Origin of the sequence: Clostridioides sp. ZZV14-6153, assembly GCF_020657855.1 — a bacterium.
Taxonomy (GTDB): domain Bacteria; phylum Bacillota; class Clostridia; order Peptostreptococcales; family Peptostreptococcaceae; genus Clostridioides.
In genome coordinates, this window is record NZ_JAGWCZ010000005.1 from 23,456 (window position 1) to 38,730 (window position 15,275).

The following is a 15,275-nucleotide window of genomic DNA, read 5'->3' on the forward strand; positions in this document are numbered from 1 at the left end:
AGGGTTGTTCATATACTTAAATACAAGGTTTTAAAAGCTAAGGAGGAGAGTATATGAAGAACCCATTGGTTGTTTTGTTAGGATTTGTAACTTGCTCTGTGTTAGTCCCTTCATTGATAACTTTAGTTTCTTACAAAAATGTGGAACTAACTGAAAAACCAGAGAAAGTAGTATCTATAAACAAAACCATTAAAAAAAATGATATTAAAGATGAAAGTAAGAAAGAAGAGAAAAAGGTAGTAAACTATGAAACTGTAGACAAAAAAACACCAGTTATAAATGTCTATAATCACATATCAAGTAAAGTTGAAAAAATGGACATGGAAAACTATCTATGTGGAGTACTAGCTGGTGAAATGTCCTCGGATTTTGATATAGAGGCTTTAAAAGCCCAAGCTGTAGCAGCTAGAACGTATGTAGTATATAAGCAAGAACATGGGAAATCAAGTAAACATAAAAATGCAGTGGTATGTACTGATTACAAACACTGTCAAGAGTACAAGAGTTATGCTACTCTTAAAAAGTTGAATGGCGAAGAATGGATTAAAAATAAGTATTCTAAAATTCAAAACGCAGTTAAAGGTACTAAGGGGCAGATAATAACTTATAATGATAAGGCTATACTTCCTCTTTATTTCTCTACCTCTTCAGGGAAAACAGAGAATAGTGAAGAAGTATTTGCATCAAAATATCCTTATTTAAAATCTGTAGAAAGCCCATATGATAAGTATTCTCCAAAATTTGCATCAACACTTAAAATAAGCAATACAGATTTTGTCAAGAGTCTTAGAAAGTCTTATAGTAGTATTGTAATAGATGTGAATAATTTGAGTAAACAAGTTGCAATAACTAAAAGAAGCGATGGTGGAACTGTAGAAAAAATAAAATTAGGAAACAAAGAAGTAACAGGTAAAGATGTAAGAACTGTTTTTAACTTGAATTCTGCAAACTTTGATATAAAATTTGGAGAAGGATACATAGACTTTGTAGTAAAAGGATATGGTCATGGTGTTGGTATGAGCCAATGGGGAGCTGAAGGTATGGCAGAAGAAGGCTATAAATACTATGATATATTATCACATTACTATACTGATACAAAAATAAAAGATATATACTAATAATTGTATAAAATACCAAAAACACGTCAATAATCCAAATGTAGAAATATATTTGGAGGTGCGAAATGAAGAAAAAACTGTTAGAAAAAGATGGTTTTTATTTATCTTTATTTGTATGTGTTTGTTTATTAGCAGTAGGTGGAGTTTGGTTTACAAATAATAATGTAGATAAATTAGCTTCTAATAAAGGCATGATAGAAAAATCTAATAAAGATAGCGAAGAGGAAATACATTTAATTGAAAAAGATAAGAAAGATGCTATCCCTACTGCGACAGATTCAAAACAAAACTTAGAAAAAGCTAAGGCAAAAGAAGAAAATAAGTCAAGTACAACAAAATTAAATTACATTGGTGATAAGATAATAAGAGAGTATTCAGAAAAAGAACCTAGTTATTCTAAAACATTGGATGTTTGGGAAACTCATAAAGGTATAGATGTTAGTTGTACTAAAGGTAAAGAAATAAAATCTCTATTAAACGGAATGGTAGTAGATGTATTTGATGATGAAGAATATGGAAAATCAGTAAAAATAAAAAGCGACAATAATACTGTAGTAGTATATTCAAATCTAGATGAAAATGTTAGTGTTAAGAAGAATCAGAAAGTAACAGAAGGACAATCACTAGGTACTGTAGGAAGTACTTCTCAGATAGAAAGTGAAGAAGGTATACATGTGCATTTAGAAGCATATAATGGAGAAAAATCTATAGACCCAATGAGTCTAATTAAGTAAAAGCATAACAAGTTTAATCATATTTGGTTAAGCTTGTTATATTTTTTGGTGTTTTTACATATATATCATTAAAGCTATTATGTGAGGGGGGTAATCTTTGAGATCTCATATAGAGGAAAGAGCCATAGTGGTAGCAAAATATATACTTGAAAAAAACACTACAGTAAGACAAACAGCCAAGACATTTGGAGTAAGTAAAAGTACAATTCACAAGGATGTTACAGAAAGATTGAAGGAAATAAATCCATCCCTTGCCAAAGAAGTTAAAAGTGTGCTAGACAAAAATAAATCAGAGAGACATATTAGAGGGGGATTAGCAACGAAATTAAAGTATGAGAAGGAACATAAAAAAATGTAGGTTAAAAACCTACTTTTTTTATTACATTAAATTATTATAAGAAATATATTAGATAATTATAAATAGTAAAAGAATAATACCCTCAAAACATTTATTTTCTCTTGATTAAAGCGAGATTTTTGTATATGCTTTATTATAGGAGTATTAATAAATAGGCTTATAATATAATCTAATATATAAATGAAGGAGTTGAAAAAATGGCTGGAGCTGATATAGGCATAGATTTAGGTACTGCAAATGTACTTGTTTATGTTAGTGGTAAGGGAATCGTTTTAGAAGAACCATCTGTTGTTGCAATAGACAACAGAACAGATTCTGTTTTAGCTGTAGGAGAAGAGGCTAAAAAAATGATAGGAAGAACACCAGGTAATATAGTTGCAATAAGACCTTTAAGAGATGGTGTAATTTCAGATTATGATGTAACTGAGAAGATGTTAAAATCTTTTATAGATAAGATAGTTGATAAAAAGGGATTTGGAAGATTTTTCATGCCTAGAATTATGGTATGTGTGCCAACAGGTGTTACAGAAGTAGAAAAGAGAGCAGTAGAGGATGCAACTAGACAAGCTGGGGCTAGAGAAGTATATATCATAGAAGAGCCAATAGCAGCAGCTATAGGAGCTGGTGTAGACATATCACAACCTAATGGTAATATGATTATAGATATTGGTGGAGGAACTGTAGATATAGCCGTAATATCACTAGGAGGAGCAGTTGTAAGTGAATCTATAAAAGTTGGTGGAGACCGATTTGATGATGCTATAGTTAAGTACATGAAAAAACAACATAATCTTCTTATTGGAGAAAGAACAGCAGAAAAAATTAAGTTTGAAATTGGCTCTGCATTTAAGAGAGAAGAAGAAAAGTATATGAAAATAACAGGAAGAAATCTGATTACAGGTCTTCCTAGTTCTATAACTATAAACTCAACAGAAATGTTAGAAGCCCTTAGAGAATGTGTTGAACAAATAGTTGTTGCAACTCATGCTGTTTTAGAAAAAACACCACCTGAATTAGCAGCAGATATAGGTGATGTTGGTATAATAATGACTGGCGGAGGCTCATTATTATATGGATTAGATAAAATAATAGAACAGAGAACAGGAATAACTGTTACAATAGCAGATGAACCACTATCTTGTGTTGCGAAAGGAACAGGGATTGCTTTGGGCTCAATAGATTTACTTGAAACAGGTGGGTCTTTCAAAAGAAAATAATTAGGAGAGTTTAAAATGTTAAATATAGATGAAATAAAAGAACTAATACCACATAGATATCCATTTTTATTAGTGGACAAGATTACAGAGTTAGAAGTTGGAAAAAGAGCTGTTGGTATAAAAAATGTAACAGTTAATGAACCATTTTTTCAAGGTCATTTTCCAAATTACCCATTGATGCCAGGCGTGTTGATAGTAGAAGCTCTAGCACAAGTGTGTGGAGTGGCAATGATGTCTTTGGAAGAAAATAAAGGGAAATTAGGTGTATTTGCTGGTATTGATAAAGTTAGAATCAAGAGAGAAGTAAGACCAGGAGATACATTGACTATGGAAGTTGAAATGACAACGCTTAGAAGAAATATAGCAAAAGCAGATGCTAAAGCTTATGTTGGTGAAGAACTTGTCTGTAAAGGTGAGTTAATGTTTGCTCTAGTAGAGAAATAAAATTTTTAAGAATGAAAACAGAAGAATAAATATCAAAATAAAAAGGTAGATAATTTGGAGTATTTATTAAATTAAATACTCTATAGTATCTACCCTTTTAATACAAAAAATTTTATCAGTTACCTTATAAGATTTAAGTAGATACCAATAGTGCTAAGGCTATTGTTTCAGCTAAGTCTAGTATAAAGCTAAGACGTATATTATTAAATGAAAGTCTGTTATTTTCATCAATTTTATCTACAATTCCTACTATAGAATAATTTCCTATTTGAGGTAGTTTTTTTCCCACACCTTTTCCAGGCAGGATAGGTCCTTCTCTAATCTGTATATTACCTATGTTACTCTGTGACCCCAAGCAAGCATCTATAGCCAAGAAGTTACCTTGCATATGTGTATTTTTTATAGTATCTAAAGACTCATATATATTTAAGGCGTGAATAGGGTTATCTAGTGTACCGTAAACGGGGTATTTAAATTTACTGTTTTTAAGTATTGTTCCAACTAAAGGGCCTAAAGTATCACCTATAGCCCTGTCTGTTCCTATGCAAACAACAATCGTATTTTCATTAATTATGGTTTTGAGAACTGAACTTAGCATCTGTATAACATCATCATCGCTGTAATTTACTTTAGCTAAATACAATAGGAACACCCCCTTCAAAAAAATATATGAATAAAAAACATTAAAAAGACCTAACTTTAAATTTCAGATAGAGATAATATTTTATTTGTCTCACAAAAAAAGTAATGGCAAAAATATGGCTAAAAATCTTGACAAAATTTTAAAAAAATAGTAAGCTAATAAGGTAAAATAAAACTTAAATCTTGATTACCTTATCAAGAGAGGCTGAGGGATAGGCCCTGTGAAGCCCAGCAACCACCCAAATGGGAAAAGGTGCTAATTCCTGCAAGACAAAAGTCTTGAAAGATGAGGTCAGTTAATTAGTATGCGATTACGATTATTAACCTCTTCTTATAAGGAGAGGTTTTTTATTTTGAGTAAAATTTCTAAGAATTGAAGATAAGGTAAAACCTATAATAAAAATTAAGAATGAATAAGGAGGAACAAAAATGGCAAGACATTTATTTACGTCAGAATCAGTTACAGAAGGACATCCTGATAAGATATGTGACCAAATATCAGATTCAATATTAGATGCATTGTTAGAAAAAGACCCACAATCTAGAGTAGCTTGTGAAACTACAGTAACAACAGGCTTAGTTTTAGTAGCTGGAGAAATAAGTACATCTGCTTATGTAGATATACCTAAATTAGTAAGAGAAACAGTAAAAGAAATTGGATATACAAGAGCAAAATATGGATTTGACTGTGACACTTGTGCAGTTATAACTTCTATAGATGAACAATCTGGAGATATAGCTATGGGAGTTGATGAAGGTCTAGAAAGTAAGACTGGAGAAGAAATAGAACAAGAAATAGAAAAAGTGGGAGCTGGAGACCAAGGTATAATGTTTGGATTTGCATGTAATGAAACTCCAGAATTAATGCCACTTCCAATATCATTAGCTCATAAATTATCAAGAAGACTTACAGAAGTTAGAAAGACAGGTTTAGTTGATTATTTAAGACCAGATGGAAAAACTCAAGTTACTGTTGAATATGAAGGAAATAAAGCTATAAGAGTACATACAGTTCTTATATCAGCTCAACACTGTGAAACAGTATCAAATGATAAGATAAGACAAGATTTAATTGAGCATGTTATAAAATCAGTTATACCAGCTGAATTACTTGATGAAGATACTAAAATTTATATAAACCCAACAGGAAGATTCGTTATAGGAGGACCTCAAGGAGATACAGGTCTTACAGGAAGAAAAATAATAATAGACACTTATGGTGGATATTCTAGACATGGTGGAGGAGCTTTTTCAGGAAAAGACCCTACAAAAGTTGATAGATCTGCTGCTTATGCTGCTAGATATGTGGCTAAAAATATTGTTGCAGCTGGACTTGCAGATAAATGTGAGATAGAACTTGCATATGCCATAGGTATAGCTAGACCATTATCTATATTTATAGATACTTTTGGGACAGGCAAAGTTTCAGAAGAAAAGCTTGTTGAACTAGTAAACAAACACTTTGATTTAAGACCAGGAGCAATAATAAGAGATTTAGATTTAAGAAAGCCTCTTTACAAAAAGGTTGCTGCTTATGGTCACTTTGGTAGAACGGATATAGATTTACCATGGGAAAGAACTGATAAAGTAGAACAATTAAGAAAAGACGCATTAGGTGAATAATGCTTAGATAAGGAGCTGCTAGAATGTAATTTTAAAATTACGTTTTAGCAGTTTTTTATTTTATGATTAAATATATTTAATAAATACTAATTTTCAATCATATAATAAAGAAACGTTATTTAGTGAGATTAATATATTTCATTATATAATATTGCATTAAATTAATACATATTAGGAGACATATGTTAAAAACTGGTTAAGATTTCGTTAAGTAATGTTAAATAATTCAAAAAATATTGAAAAGCATCAATAATACAACTAATATAGTCTTAATAAACTTACATTAAATTTTACTTATTAAAAAATTTATTTTATTTAGGAGGGAGTAGTGTGTATGTCGGGTAAAATGAACATCAAAATGGTTATAAGTTTTGCTGGAGCATATGTAGCGACTGTAATAGGTTCTGGATTTGCAACTGGTCAAGAGATATTACAATTCTTTACGTTTTATGGGTATGCTGGTATTATAGGAGGAATAATATCTATGGTATTATTCTCATGGTTTGGAGCAGAAGTTATAGAAAAAGGGAGAGAACTAAAGCTTAAAGAGCCAATAAAGATTTATCAAGTATATTGTGGAAAATATCTTGGTACATTTTTTGAATGGTTTGGACCATTGTTTTTGTTTGGTACATTAGTAATAATGATTGCAGGAGCAGGAGCTACATTGTCAGAGTATTATGGGCTAAATCCATATGTAGGTAGAATTGGCATGGCAATCGTTTCCCTAATAACTGTATCTCTAGGTTTGACAAGACTTTCAAAGATACTAGGTAATATAGGTCCTATAATAATAATATTTACACTTTTAGTGGGAGCAATTAGTTTATTTAGTAATATTGGTGCTTTATCAAATGCAGGAGCTATAGTTGATAGTCTAAACGTTAAAACTGCTACATCAAATGGATATTTCTCAGGTGTACTTTATACTTGCTATAATGTAATAATAGTAATAACATTCTTGACAGGAATGGGAGCTTCAGCAGTAAATAAGAAAGATGCTGTATGGGGAGGTATAATAGGTGGAGTAGCACTTATGGCAGCAGCTATAATGATGAATCTAGCACTACTTTCAGATGTAGGAAATATATACACAAAAGAAATACCAGCTCTTTATTTAGCTGACAAGATATCTCCAATTATAGGTATTTTATTCTCAGTAGTACTTTTATTAGGAATATATACTACAGCTGTACCATTATTATGGTCAGTAACTAATAGATTTGTGGAAGATGACCATCCTAAATTTAAAATAATAACAGTAGTAGTAAGCATATTAGCATGTATAGGAGGATTATTACCATTTGATAAACTTGTAGGGACATTATATCCATACACAGGTTATATGGGAATTTTAATTTTACTATGTATGCTTTATCGAAGAATTACCAAAACTGAAGGATATGAGGAAAATAAATCTGAAGTAAATTAATATCAAAATAAATTTGTGAAATTTAATCTATGTTTTAGAAGCAAGATGGTTGAAATAAAATAATTATTTATATATGGTGCCTTTATTTTAAGGTACCATATTTTTAAGATGCAGATTTTTTTTGTTTCTGATAAAATGTATAATAGTTGGAAATTAAGTTAAGTATAAAAATATAGAAAAATTTTCTGATAGAATCCTATCATAGAACTTAATATATTTAAGTATACTAACATGCAAACGGAACAATTATTAGTATTTTTAGGAGATAAAAATGGAAAAATTAGAAGGAATGATAAGTGAAATAGTCTTTAAAAATGAAGATAATGGCTATACAATAGCTCATCTGGTAAATGAAAATGATGAAATTGTTGTTGTAGGATGTATGCCTACCTTAGCAATGGGAGAGAGTATAGAAGTTGAAGGTAAATGGGTAAACCACAAAATTTATGGAACTCAATTTGAAGTGAATAGTTTTATGCCAGTGAAACCATCATCTTTAGAAGGAATTTATGTTTACTTATCTTCTGGTATGATACATGGAATTGGCGAAAAAATGGCTAAGAGAATAATTGATAAGTTTGGTGTTGATACACTAGATGTAATACAAAATTACCCAGAAAAATTACAAGAAGTAGAGGGTATAGGCAGTAAAAAGGTAAAGCAAATAGTAAAGAGTTATGAAGAAGATAGAGAATTAAGAAACATAATAATAGAACTATCTCCTTTTGGAATAACACCCAATTATTGTTTAAAAATATATAAAAAATATAAAAGTAGTGCAATAGAAATTATAAATAAAAATCCATATCAGCTTGCTGAAGACATAAGAGGAATAGGGTTTAAAGTAGCTGATAGTATAGCTAATAAAATTGGCATAGATAAAAATTCTAAAGATAGAGTATGCCAAGGAATATTATATACCTTAAATAAATCCCTAAGTAATGGACATACATATTTACCAGAACATATTCTAATACAAGATTCGGAAAAATTGTTGGAGTTAAGTGGAGACATAGTAAAAGAATGTGTAATGATGTTGGTATATAATCAAAAAATACATATAGAAAAAGTGAATAATGAAAATCTCATATATCTTATGCCATACTACCTATCTGAAAATGGAGTATGTAGTCAAATAGTCAAATTGTCGCAGTATGAATTTGAAGATTTGAATATAGATATAGAAAATGAAATTAAAATTTTAGAAGATGATAAGAAAATTAAGTTAGCAGAGAAGCAAGTTTTAGCAGTTAAAGAATCTATGAACAGTGGAGTATTAATTATAACTGGTGGTCCAGGTACTGGAAAGACTACTACTATTAATGCAATTATAGATATATTTGAAAATAATGGTAAAAGCGTAACTTTAGCTGCTCCAACGGGAAGAGCAGCTAAGAGAATGAGTGAAACTTCTAATAAAGAAGCAAAGACTATACATAGATTATTAGAAATGGGATTTTCAACAGATGATGATTTAACATTTTTTAAAGATGAAGAAGATCCGATAAACTCAGATGTAATAATAGTCGATGAAGTATCAATGGTAGATATTATCTTAATGTATAATTTACTTAGAGCAATAAAATTAGGAACAAGAGTAATATTAGTTGGGGATAGTGACCAATTACCTTCTGTAGGTGCGGGTAATGTACTTAAGGACATGATAGACTCAAATATTATAAATGTGGTCAAATTAAATGAAATATTTAGACAAGCTCAAGAAAGTATGATAATTGTGAATGCGCATAAGATAAATAATGGCGAACCACTTCATTTAAATACAAAGGGAAAAGACTTCTTTTTTATAAGAAAATCAACGAATGAAGAGATATTGAATGAAATAATAGGTTTGGTAAATGAAAGACTACCTAAATTTTATAATGTTGATAAACTAAAAGATATACAGGTTTTATCTTCAATGAGAAAAGGAGAGCTAGGAGTTACCAATCTGAATATAGAGTTACAAAAGTATCTTAACAAAAAGGAGAAGTTTAAAGTAGAAGAAAGTTTTTCTAAAAGGTTGTTTAGAGTTGGTGACAAGGTAATGCAAGTAAAAAATAATTATACAAAAAAATGGGAGACAGAAGACCAAAAGGAAAGTGGGGAAGGTATATATAATGGAGATATAGGCTATGTATATTATATAGATAAAGATAAGAAAACTATTTACGTGCTATTTGACCAAACTAAAATTGTATCATATTTATATGATGAGTTAGATGAGATTGACCATAGTTTTTGTACAACTATACATAAAAGTCAAGGAAGTGAATTTCCAGTTGTAGTGATACCAATAACTTGGGCTCCTCCTATGTTATTAAGCCGTAATTTATTATATACAGCAGTGACAAGAGCAAAAAAATTAGTTGTGTTAGTTGGAGATGTGAAATATTTGGAATATATGATAAAAAATAATAGAGTAAATCAAAGATATTCAAACTTAGGATATAAGCTAAATAAATTCAAACAAGAAGGGCTGTTGATAGAGTAAATATGAAAATATGCAATGATAATTTTATTAAGAGTCTTAGAAATCTGATTAATAAATGTCTGGATTTTATTTATCCTGAAAATATAAATTGCATAATTTGTGATAAATCAATAAAAAAAACTAATACCTATTCAGTCTGTAAAAGTTGTTTTGATGAAATGAATTTTATACTAAATGGGTGCATAAAATGTGGAAAGCCAATCATACATCATTCGCTTGAAAAAGAATTTATTGAAGGATGTAGCTATTGTTTTGATAAAAGTTTTTATTTTGATAAGTCAATCTCCTGTATTGAATACAATGATATAACTAAAAAAATAATATTAGGATTAAAGTACAATCAAAAAACATTTATGGCTAAATACATAGCTCAAATAATGAAAGAAAAGTTGGATTTAGAAAATGTGAAATTTGATTATATATTATTTGTTCCACTTCATAGGAAAAGACTTAATAAAAGAGGATTTAATCAAGCACGAAAAATAGCTTTGAGTTTGAGTAAAATAATCAATGTTCCAATATTAGATTGTATATCTAGAGAAAAAAATACAAGGATGCTCTATAAGTTAAGTAAACAAGAGCGAAAAAAGGAATTAAAAAATGTATTTGCTGTTAACGAAAATATTAAATTAATAAATAATAAAAATGTACTTTTGATAGATGATATATTTACAACTGGCTTGACAACAAATGAAATATCTAAGATTTTAAAGTTATCTGGTGTTAATAAGGTTTTTGTAATGACTTTGCTTACAAGAGCAAATGACAACTATGTTATGGAATAATCTTATATATTGACAATTTTACTTTAAAATATTAAAATGAATAAGTGATATTTAGGTCTGTGGTTGAAAGTCCAAGCCAGTCGCAGGCAAAAGGATCCACGTAAGTTAACACTAAAAGTTGAGTTAATGAGCATGGTGCGGCTTAGAAGTAAGACCTACCGATAATAAAATCGAGAGAGAGTAGTAGTGCGGCGAACCCAAGCGAACCCTCCAGTAGGCGAGTGTGGGGTCAAAGACCAGGTCAGCTAAATATCATATTAAAAGAGAGCTAACATAATGTTTTTATGTGTAGCTCTTTTTTATATATAATAAATTTAGAATGAGTCATAAAGAGGTGATATATATGAACAAAAGACAAGAGAACTTGTTGACAGTATTGCTATTAAAAGAAGAATTTATAAATATCAATGAGATTGCTAACGATTTTGAGTGCTCAGAGAGAACAATAAGAAATGATTGTAAGTACATTGATGAATGGTTATCTACTTTTTGTAGTGCTTATATTAAAAGAAAGCCTAACATAGGGATTAAGTTTAGTGGAGATGATACGGATAAAATAGTAGTAAATCAGAAGTTAAGAGGTGAAGTTAAAAGAGTAAATAGTGAACTTCATAAACAAGTTGAGATATTGAATCTATTACTTTGCAATAATAAGAAAATTACCTTAAATGATTTATCCAATAAATTGTATATAAATAAAAATATTGTTAGAGAAGAAATAAATAAATTATCAGTAGAATTAAGTAATTATAATTTAAAAATTTCAACTAAAACAGGTAGTGGTATATGTATTGAGGGAAATGAGAAAGACATAAGGATAATGTTAGTGGCGTTCTTATTTAAATATATAGATAAATACAGACTAAACATGGATGAAATAGAATATTTCCATATGGTAGACATAATAGTTGTCAAAAATATAATGTCTATGATAGAAGATAAAATGGATATAAGACTTACAGATGTCTCATTCAGGCAATTGATGTTATTTTTACTTATAAATATCATACGAATAAGGTTAGGGAATTCTTTTGAAATATTAAATACTAAAAAAGAACTAAAATTAGAAATTCTTATATTAGATATAGAAAATGAGTTGAAATCCAGTCTGTCTATAGTGTTAAACCATGAAGAAAAATTATTTATAGAGTCACTAATACTTGGTATGAATAAACAAATAAATAGTAAAGATACTAAAAAATCACTATACCTTAATGAAGAATTATCAGAGTACACAAAAAGAATTATAAATCTAGTATCAGAAGAATCAGGTATAAACTTTAATAATGATATATTGCTTTATGACCAATTAATATGTCACTTAAATGTTACAATGCACCAAATGCAAAGTAATGTTTATTTGGAAAATCCACTTTTAGATAATATAAAAAATAAATTTTGTTTTTTATTTACAGTAATTTCAAATTCAATAGGAATTGAGCAAAAAGAAAAACAAATAACTGAAGATGAAATAGGCTATCTTACTCTTCACTTTCAAACATCTTTAGAAAGAAAAAGTAATAAGAGAGAATCAACTAAAAAAGCAAGTATCGTATGCCCATTTAGCTTTGGAGTAAGTATGTTACTAAAAGTAAAGATAGAAAAGAGATTTAATAATATAGAAATAGTTGAAACACTAAGGGAAGAAGATTTAAGAAGAGATAACTTCAATAAAATGATAGATTTTATAATTGCATTTCAAGAATATGAAAATGTACAAAAGCCAATTTTTATAACAACACCACTATTTACTGATGAAGATGAAAATAAACTCAAAGAATTTACCAACAAAATAAAAGAAAAAGATACATCATATAAACTTATGAATAGATTAATGATGTCTGATTATTTAATAAGAGAGCTAGAACATAATGATATTTATGAGGCTATAGCATACTTAACTAATTTATTAATCGAAAAGCATTATGCAGATAAGGAGTATTTAAATTCTATTATAGAAAGAGAAAAGGCATATCCAACTAATGTCGGGAAAGGAATATTGTTTCCTCATGGAGATATGAAATATATAAAACAATCTGTCCTATGTTTTGCAAGATTGAAAACACCAATAAAAATTAGAAATGGAAAATACATAAAGATTATACTTTTGTTAGCTTATAAAAAAGATGATGATAGAAAAGTATTTAGAGAATTATTCAAAGAAATATCTAAATTGACAGAAGATGAAAATATGCTTGATGTGCTAAGTAAATGTGATATTAAAAATATAAAAAATATTCTTATATAAATTTATATCAAAATGTGAATAAGCACAAAATTTTCCATGTAATGGAAAAATTTGTGCATGTTTTTTTGTTTTTATAAGATATTATATATCTATCAGATAGAAATCAGTTAAAAGTAGACAAGTAATTTAGGAGGAAGAAATGGAAGAAATAGTATTAAAGATTATAATTCATGCTGGAAATGCAAAATCTATGCTTTACGAAGCTCTTGATTGTGCAAAGGAAAACGATTTTGAAAAGGCTGATGAATTAATCGAAAGTGCAAATGAAGAAATATTAAAAGCACATAAAGTACAAACAGAACTTATACAAAAGGAAGCAGGAGGAAATAAGTCAGATATATCTATCTTACTAATTCACTCTCAAGACCATTTAATGACTTGTATGAGTGAAAGAAACCTTATAAAAGAAATGATAGTGCTAAGAAAAGAAATTCAAAAACTAAAATAAAAAGTAGTTAAGGGGGATTTAAGATAATGAAGAGAAAAGTATATTTATTTTGTAGTTTTGGGATGTCAACAAGCTTACTTGCAGGAAAGATGCAGAAAGTAGCAGATGAACACAATTTACCAATAGAAGTAGAAGCATTTCCAATAGCAGAAATTGATAAGATAGTTGCAGAAAAGAATCCAGATTGTATATTGTTAGGGCCTCAAGTTAAATACATGCTAAAGGAGTTAAAGCCAAAGTTTGAAGCTCAAGGAAAACCTGTGGATATAATAAACGAAACTGATTATGGAACTATGAATGGAGAAAAAGTACTAAAGCTTGCTATAAAATTAATAAAATCTAAACAAGCTTAAAGGCTTAAAATATAGTAAAAAGATACTGAGAAATGAGGGTGGATAGATGAATAAATTGGAAAGAATACTTATGCCATTGGCTGAAAAAATAGGTAAAAATAAATTATTAATTGCAATTAGAGATGGTTTTTTAGTATCATCACCATTATTGATAATAGGGTCGTTATTTTTATTAGTAGCAAACTTCCCAATAAAAGGATGGGACGAATTCGTAGGTCAAATTTTTGGTCCAGATTGGGCAGTAAAATTACAACAACCAACTATAGCGACCTTTGAAGTAATGACTTTACTTGCAGTTTTAGGAATTGGTTACTCTTATGCTAAACAAATAGATGTAGACCCAATTGCATCAGCAGCAGTTGCAATAGTCGCTTTTTTTATAGTGACACCATTTGTAATACCATATACACCAGAAGGAACAAAGGCAGTCTATATGGTAACAGGTATCCCATTAGGTTGGATGGGTTCTAAGGGAATGTTTGTAGGAATGATAACCGCAATAACATCTGTTAAATTATTTGCAGTAGTTGTCAAAAAAGGGTGGACATTGAAGATGCCAGATGGAGTTCCTCCAACTGTTTCAAAATCATTTGCTGCATTAATACCAAGTGCAATAGTTATGATAGTTTTCTTTTTAGTTAAGATTGCTTTTGAAGCTACACCATATGGAAGTATACATGAATTTATATTTAAGTTTTTACAAATGCCATTATTAAAATTAGGAAATAGTTTAGGTGCTATGGCAATAGCTTATATATTCTTACATTTATTCTGGTTCTTTGGAATAAATGGTAGTAGTGTTGTTGGAGCTGTCTATAATCCAATATTAAAAATTTTATCAGCTGAAAATTTAGCTGCTTTTCAAGCTGGTTCAAAAATACCAAACATAATAACTGGTCAATTCCAGGATATGTTTGCAACATTTGGTGGAGCAGGTAGTACACTATCCTTAATTATAGCTATGTTACTTATATGCAAAAGTAAACGTATAAAATCAATGGGTAAATTATCAATTCTACCAGGGATATTTGGAATAAATGAGCCATTAATATTTGGTCTACCAATAATGCTTAACCCAATATTATTGATACCATTTGCAATAGTTCCAACAATAAACATAATAATAGCTTATTTCTGTATGTCAGCAGGATTAGTACCACTTACAAATGGAGTTCAATTGCCATGGACAACTCCAATTATATTCTCTGGATTTCTAACAACAGGATGGCAAGGTGCCTTACTACAAATAATACTTCTTGTACTAGGAATATTTATGTACATGCCATTTATAAAAATGTTAGATAAACAATATTTAAAAGAAGAAAAAACAAATGTTGAAGAGGAAGATGATGATATATCTTTTGATGATTTAGTATTATAGG

At 29.3% G+C, this 15,275-nt stretch carries 14 protein-coding genes and 1 riboswitch; of the genes, 13 read left to right on the forward strand and 1 reads right to left on the reverse strand.

Annotated elements, in window-relative coordinates; genetic code table 11:
* The first annotated feature begins 53 nt into the window (after window positions 1-53).
* The 5 genes from spoIID (at window position 54) to fabZ (ending at window position 3,871) form a co-directional block, all read left to right on the forward strand.
* Window positions 54-1,118 carry a stage II sporulation protein D gene (gene spoIID / locus KGF46_RS08075; protein WP_227842683.1) on the forward strand — a complete coding sequence of 355 codons (1,065 nt, stop codon included), beginning with the start codon at window positions 54-56 and terminating at the stop codon, window positions 1,116-1,118.
* Between the two features lie 65 nt (window positions 1,119-1,183).
* Window positions 1,184-1,852, forward strand: coding sequence for a M23 family metallopeptidase (locus KGF46_RS08080; RefSeq protein WP_227434544.1), 669 nt, complete (start codon window positions 1,184-1,186; stop codon window positions 1,850-1,852).
* A 97-nt stretch (window positions 1,853-1,949) separates the two neighbouring features.
* Entirely contained in the window at window positions 1,950-2,210 is a 261-nt protein-coding gene (spoIIID, locus tag KGF46_RS08085; RefSeq protein ID WP_044212029.1) for a sporulation transcriptional regulator SpoIIID, read from the forward strand.
* A gap of 197 nt (window positions 2,211-2,407) precedes the next feature.
* Complete coding sequence (locus KGF46_RS08090; protein WP_003425449.1) at window positions 2,408-3,427, forward strand: rod shape-determining protein; 1,020 nt, start codon at window positions 2,408-2,410, stop codon at window positions 3,425-3,427.
* Between the two features lie 15 nt (window positions 3,428-3,442).
* Window positions 3,443-3,871, forward strand: a complete 429-nt coding sequence (gene fabZ / locus KGF46_RS08095) for a 3-hydroxyacyl-ACP dehydratase FabZ (RefSeq protein ID WP_227483562.1) — start codon at window positions 3,443-3,445, stop codon at window positions 3,869-3,871.
* A 133-nt stretch (window positions 3,872-4,004) separates the two neighbouring features.
* Here the strand turns inward: fabZ and yyaC are convergent, their stop codons facing one another.
* Complete coding sequence (yyaC, locus tag KGF46_RS08100) at window positions 4,005-4,514, reverse strand: spore protease YyaC (protein ID WP_021382545.1); 510 nt, start codon at window positions 4,512-4,514, stop codon at window positions 4,005-4,007.
* Window positions 4,515-4,702: 188 nt separating this feature from the next.
* Window positions 4,703-4,806: riboswitch (SAM riboswitch) on the forward strand.
* Window positions 4,807-4,942: 136 nt separating this feature from the next.
* On the opposite strand from yyaC, the gene metK reads away from it, so the two are divergent.
* From metK to celB, 8 genes are all read left to right on the forward strand, one after another.
* A complete protein-coding gene (metK, locus tag KGF46_RS08105; RefSeq protein ID WP_227827880.1) occupies window positions 4,943-6,136 on the forward strand; it encodes a methionine adenosyltransferase in 1,194 nt (397 codons plus the stop codon).
* A 334-nt stretch (window positions 6,137-6,470) separates the two neighbouring features.
* Window positions 6,471-7,568, forward strand: a complete 1,098-nt coding sequence (locus KGF46_RS08110; protein WP_227850248.1) for a hypothetical protein — start codon at window positions 6,471-6,473, stop codon at window positions 7,566-7,568.
* Between the two features lie 271 nt (window positions 7,569-7,839).
* Window positions 7,840-10,059 carry an ATP-dependent RecD-like DNA helicase gene (locus KGF46_RS08115; RefSeq protein ID WP_227827878.1) on the forward strand — a complete coding sequence of 740 codons (2,220 nt, stop codon included), beginning with the start codon at window positions 7,840-7,842 and terminating at the stop codon, window positions 10,057-10,059.
* 2 nt (window positions 10,060-10,061) lie between these two features.
* Complete coding sequence (locus KGF46_RS08120) at window positions 10,062-10,844, forward strand: ComF family protein (RefSeq protein WP_227827877.1); 783 nt, start codon at window positions 10,062-10,064, stop codon at window positions 10,842-10,844.
* Between the two features lie 343 nt (window positions 10,845-11,187).
* The gene (locus KGF46_RS08125) at window positions 11,188-13,092 is read left to right on the forward strand and encodes a BglG family transcription antiterminator (protein ID WP_227827876.1); all 1,905 of its coding nucleotides are present in this window, start codon (window positions 11,188-11,190) and stop codon (window positions 13,090-13,092) included.
* Window positions 13,093-13,231: 139 nt separating this feature from the next.
* The gene (locus tag KGF46_RS08130; RefSeq protein WP_227483559.1) at window positions 13,232-13,540 is read left to right on the forward strand and encodes a PTS lactose/cellobiose transporter subunit IIA; all 309 of its coding nucleotides are present in this window, start codon (window positions 13,232-13,234) and stop codon (window positions 13,538-13,540) included.
* A gap of 26 nt (window positions 13,541-13,566) precedes the next feature.
* Window positions 13,567-13,893, forward strand: a complete 327-nt coding sequence (locus tag KGF46_RS08135; RefSeq protein WP_227434553.1) for a PTS sugar transporter subunit IIB — start codon at window positions 13,567-13,569, stop codon at window positions 13,891-13,893.
* A 46-nt stretch (window positions 13,894-13,939) separates the two neighbouring features.
* A complete protein-coding gene (gene celB / locus KGF46_RS08140; RefSeq protein WP_227842679.1) occupies window positions 13,940-15,274 on the forward strand; it encodes a PTS cellobiose transporter subunit IIC in 1,335 nt (444 codons plus the stop codon).
* Window position 15,275 lies beyond the last annotated feature (1 nt).

Bases quoted from the DNA above. Each gene is read 5' to 3' on its own strand.
- spoIID (WP_227842683.1), top strand. From the start codon at position 54: ATGAAGAACCCATTGGTTGTTTTGTTAGGATTTGTAACTTGCTCTGTG.
- celB (WP_227842679.1), top strand. From the start codon at position 13,940: ATGAATAAATTGGAAAGAATACTTATGCCATTGGCTGAAAAAATAGGT.
- fabZ (WP_227483562.1), top strand. From the start codon at position 3,443: ATGTTAAATATAGATGAAATAAAAGAACTAATACCACATAGATATCCA.
- KGF46_RS08090 (WP_003425449.1), top strand. From the start codon at position 2,408: ATGGCTGGAGCTGATATAGGCATAGATTTAGGTACTGCAAATGTACTT.
- KGF46_RS08125 (WP_227827876.1), top strand. From the start codon at position 11,188: ATGAACAAAAGACAAGAGAACTTGTTGACAGTATTGCTATTAAAAGAA.
- KGF46_RS08135 (WP_227434553.1), top strand. From the start codon at position 13,567: ATGAAGAGAAAAGTATATTTATTTTGTAGTTTTGGGATGTCAACAAGC.
- KGF46_RS08120 (WP_227827877.1), top strand. From the start codon at position 10,062: ATGAAAATATGCAATGATAATTTTATTAAGAGTCTTAGAAATCTGATT.
- KGF46_RS08115 (WP_227827878.1), top strand. From the start codon at position 7,840: ATGGAAAAATTAGAAGGAATGATAAGTGAAATAGTCTTTAAAAATGAA.
- KGF46_RS08110 (WP_227850248.1), top strand. From the start codon at position 6,471: ATGTCGGGTAAAATGAACATCAAAATGGTTATAAGTTTTGCTGGAGCA.
- KGF46_RS08080 (WP_227434544.1), top strand. From the start codon at position 1,184: ATGAAGAAAAAACTGTTAGAAAAAGATGGTTTTTATTTATCTTTATTT.
- KGF46_RS08130 (WP_227483559.1), top strand. From the start codon at position 13,232: ATGGAAGAAATAGTATTAAAGATTATAATTCATGCTGGAAATGCAAAA.
- metK (WP_227827880.1), top strand. From the start codon at position 4,943: ATGGCAAGACATTTATTTACGTCAGAATCAGTTACAGAAGGACATCCT.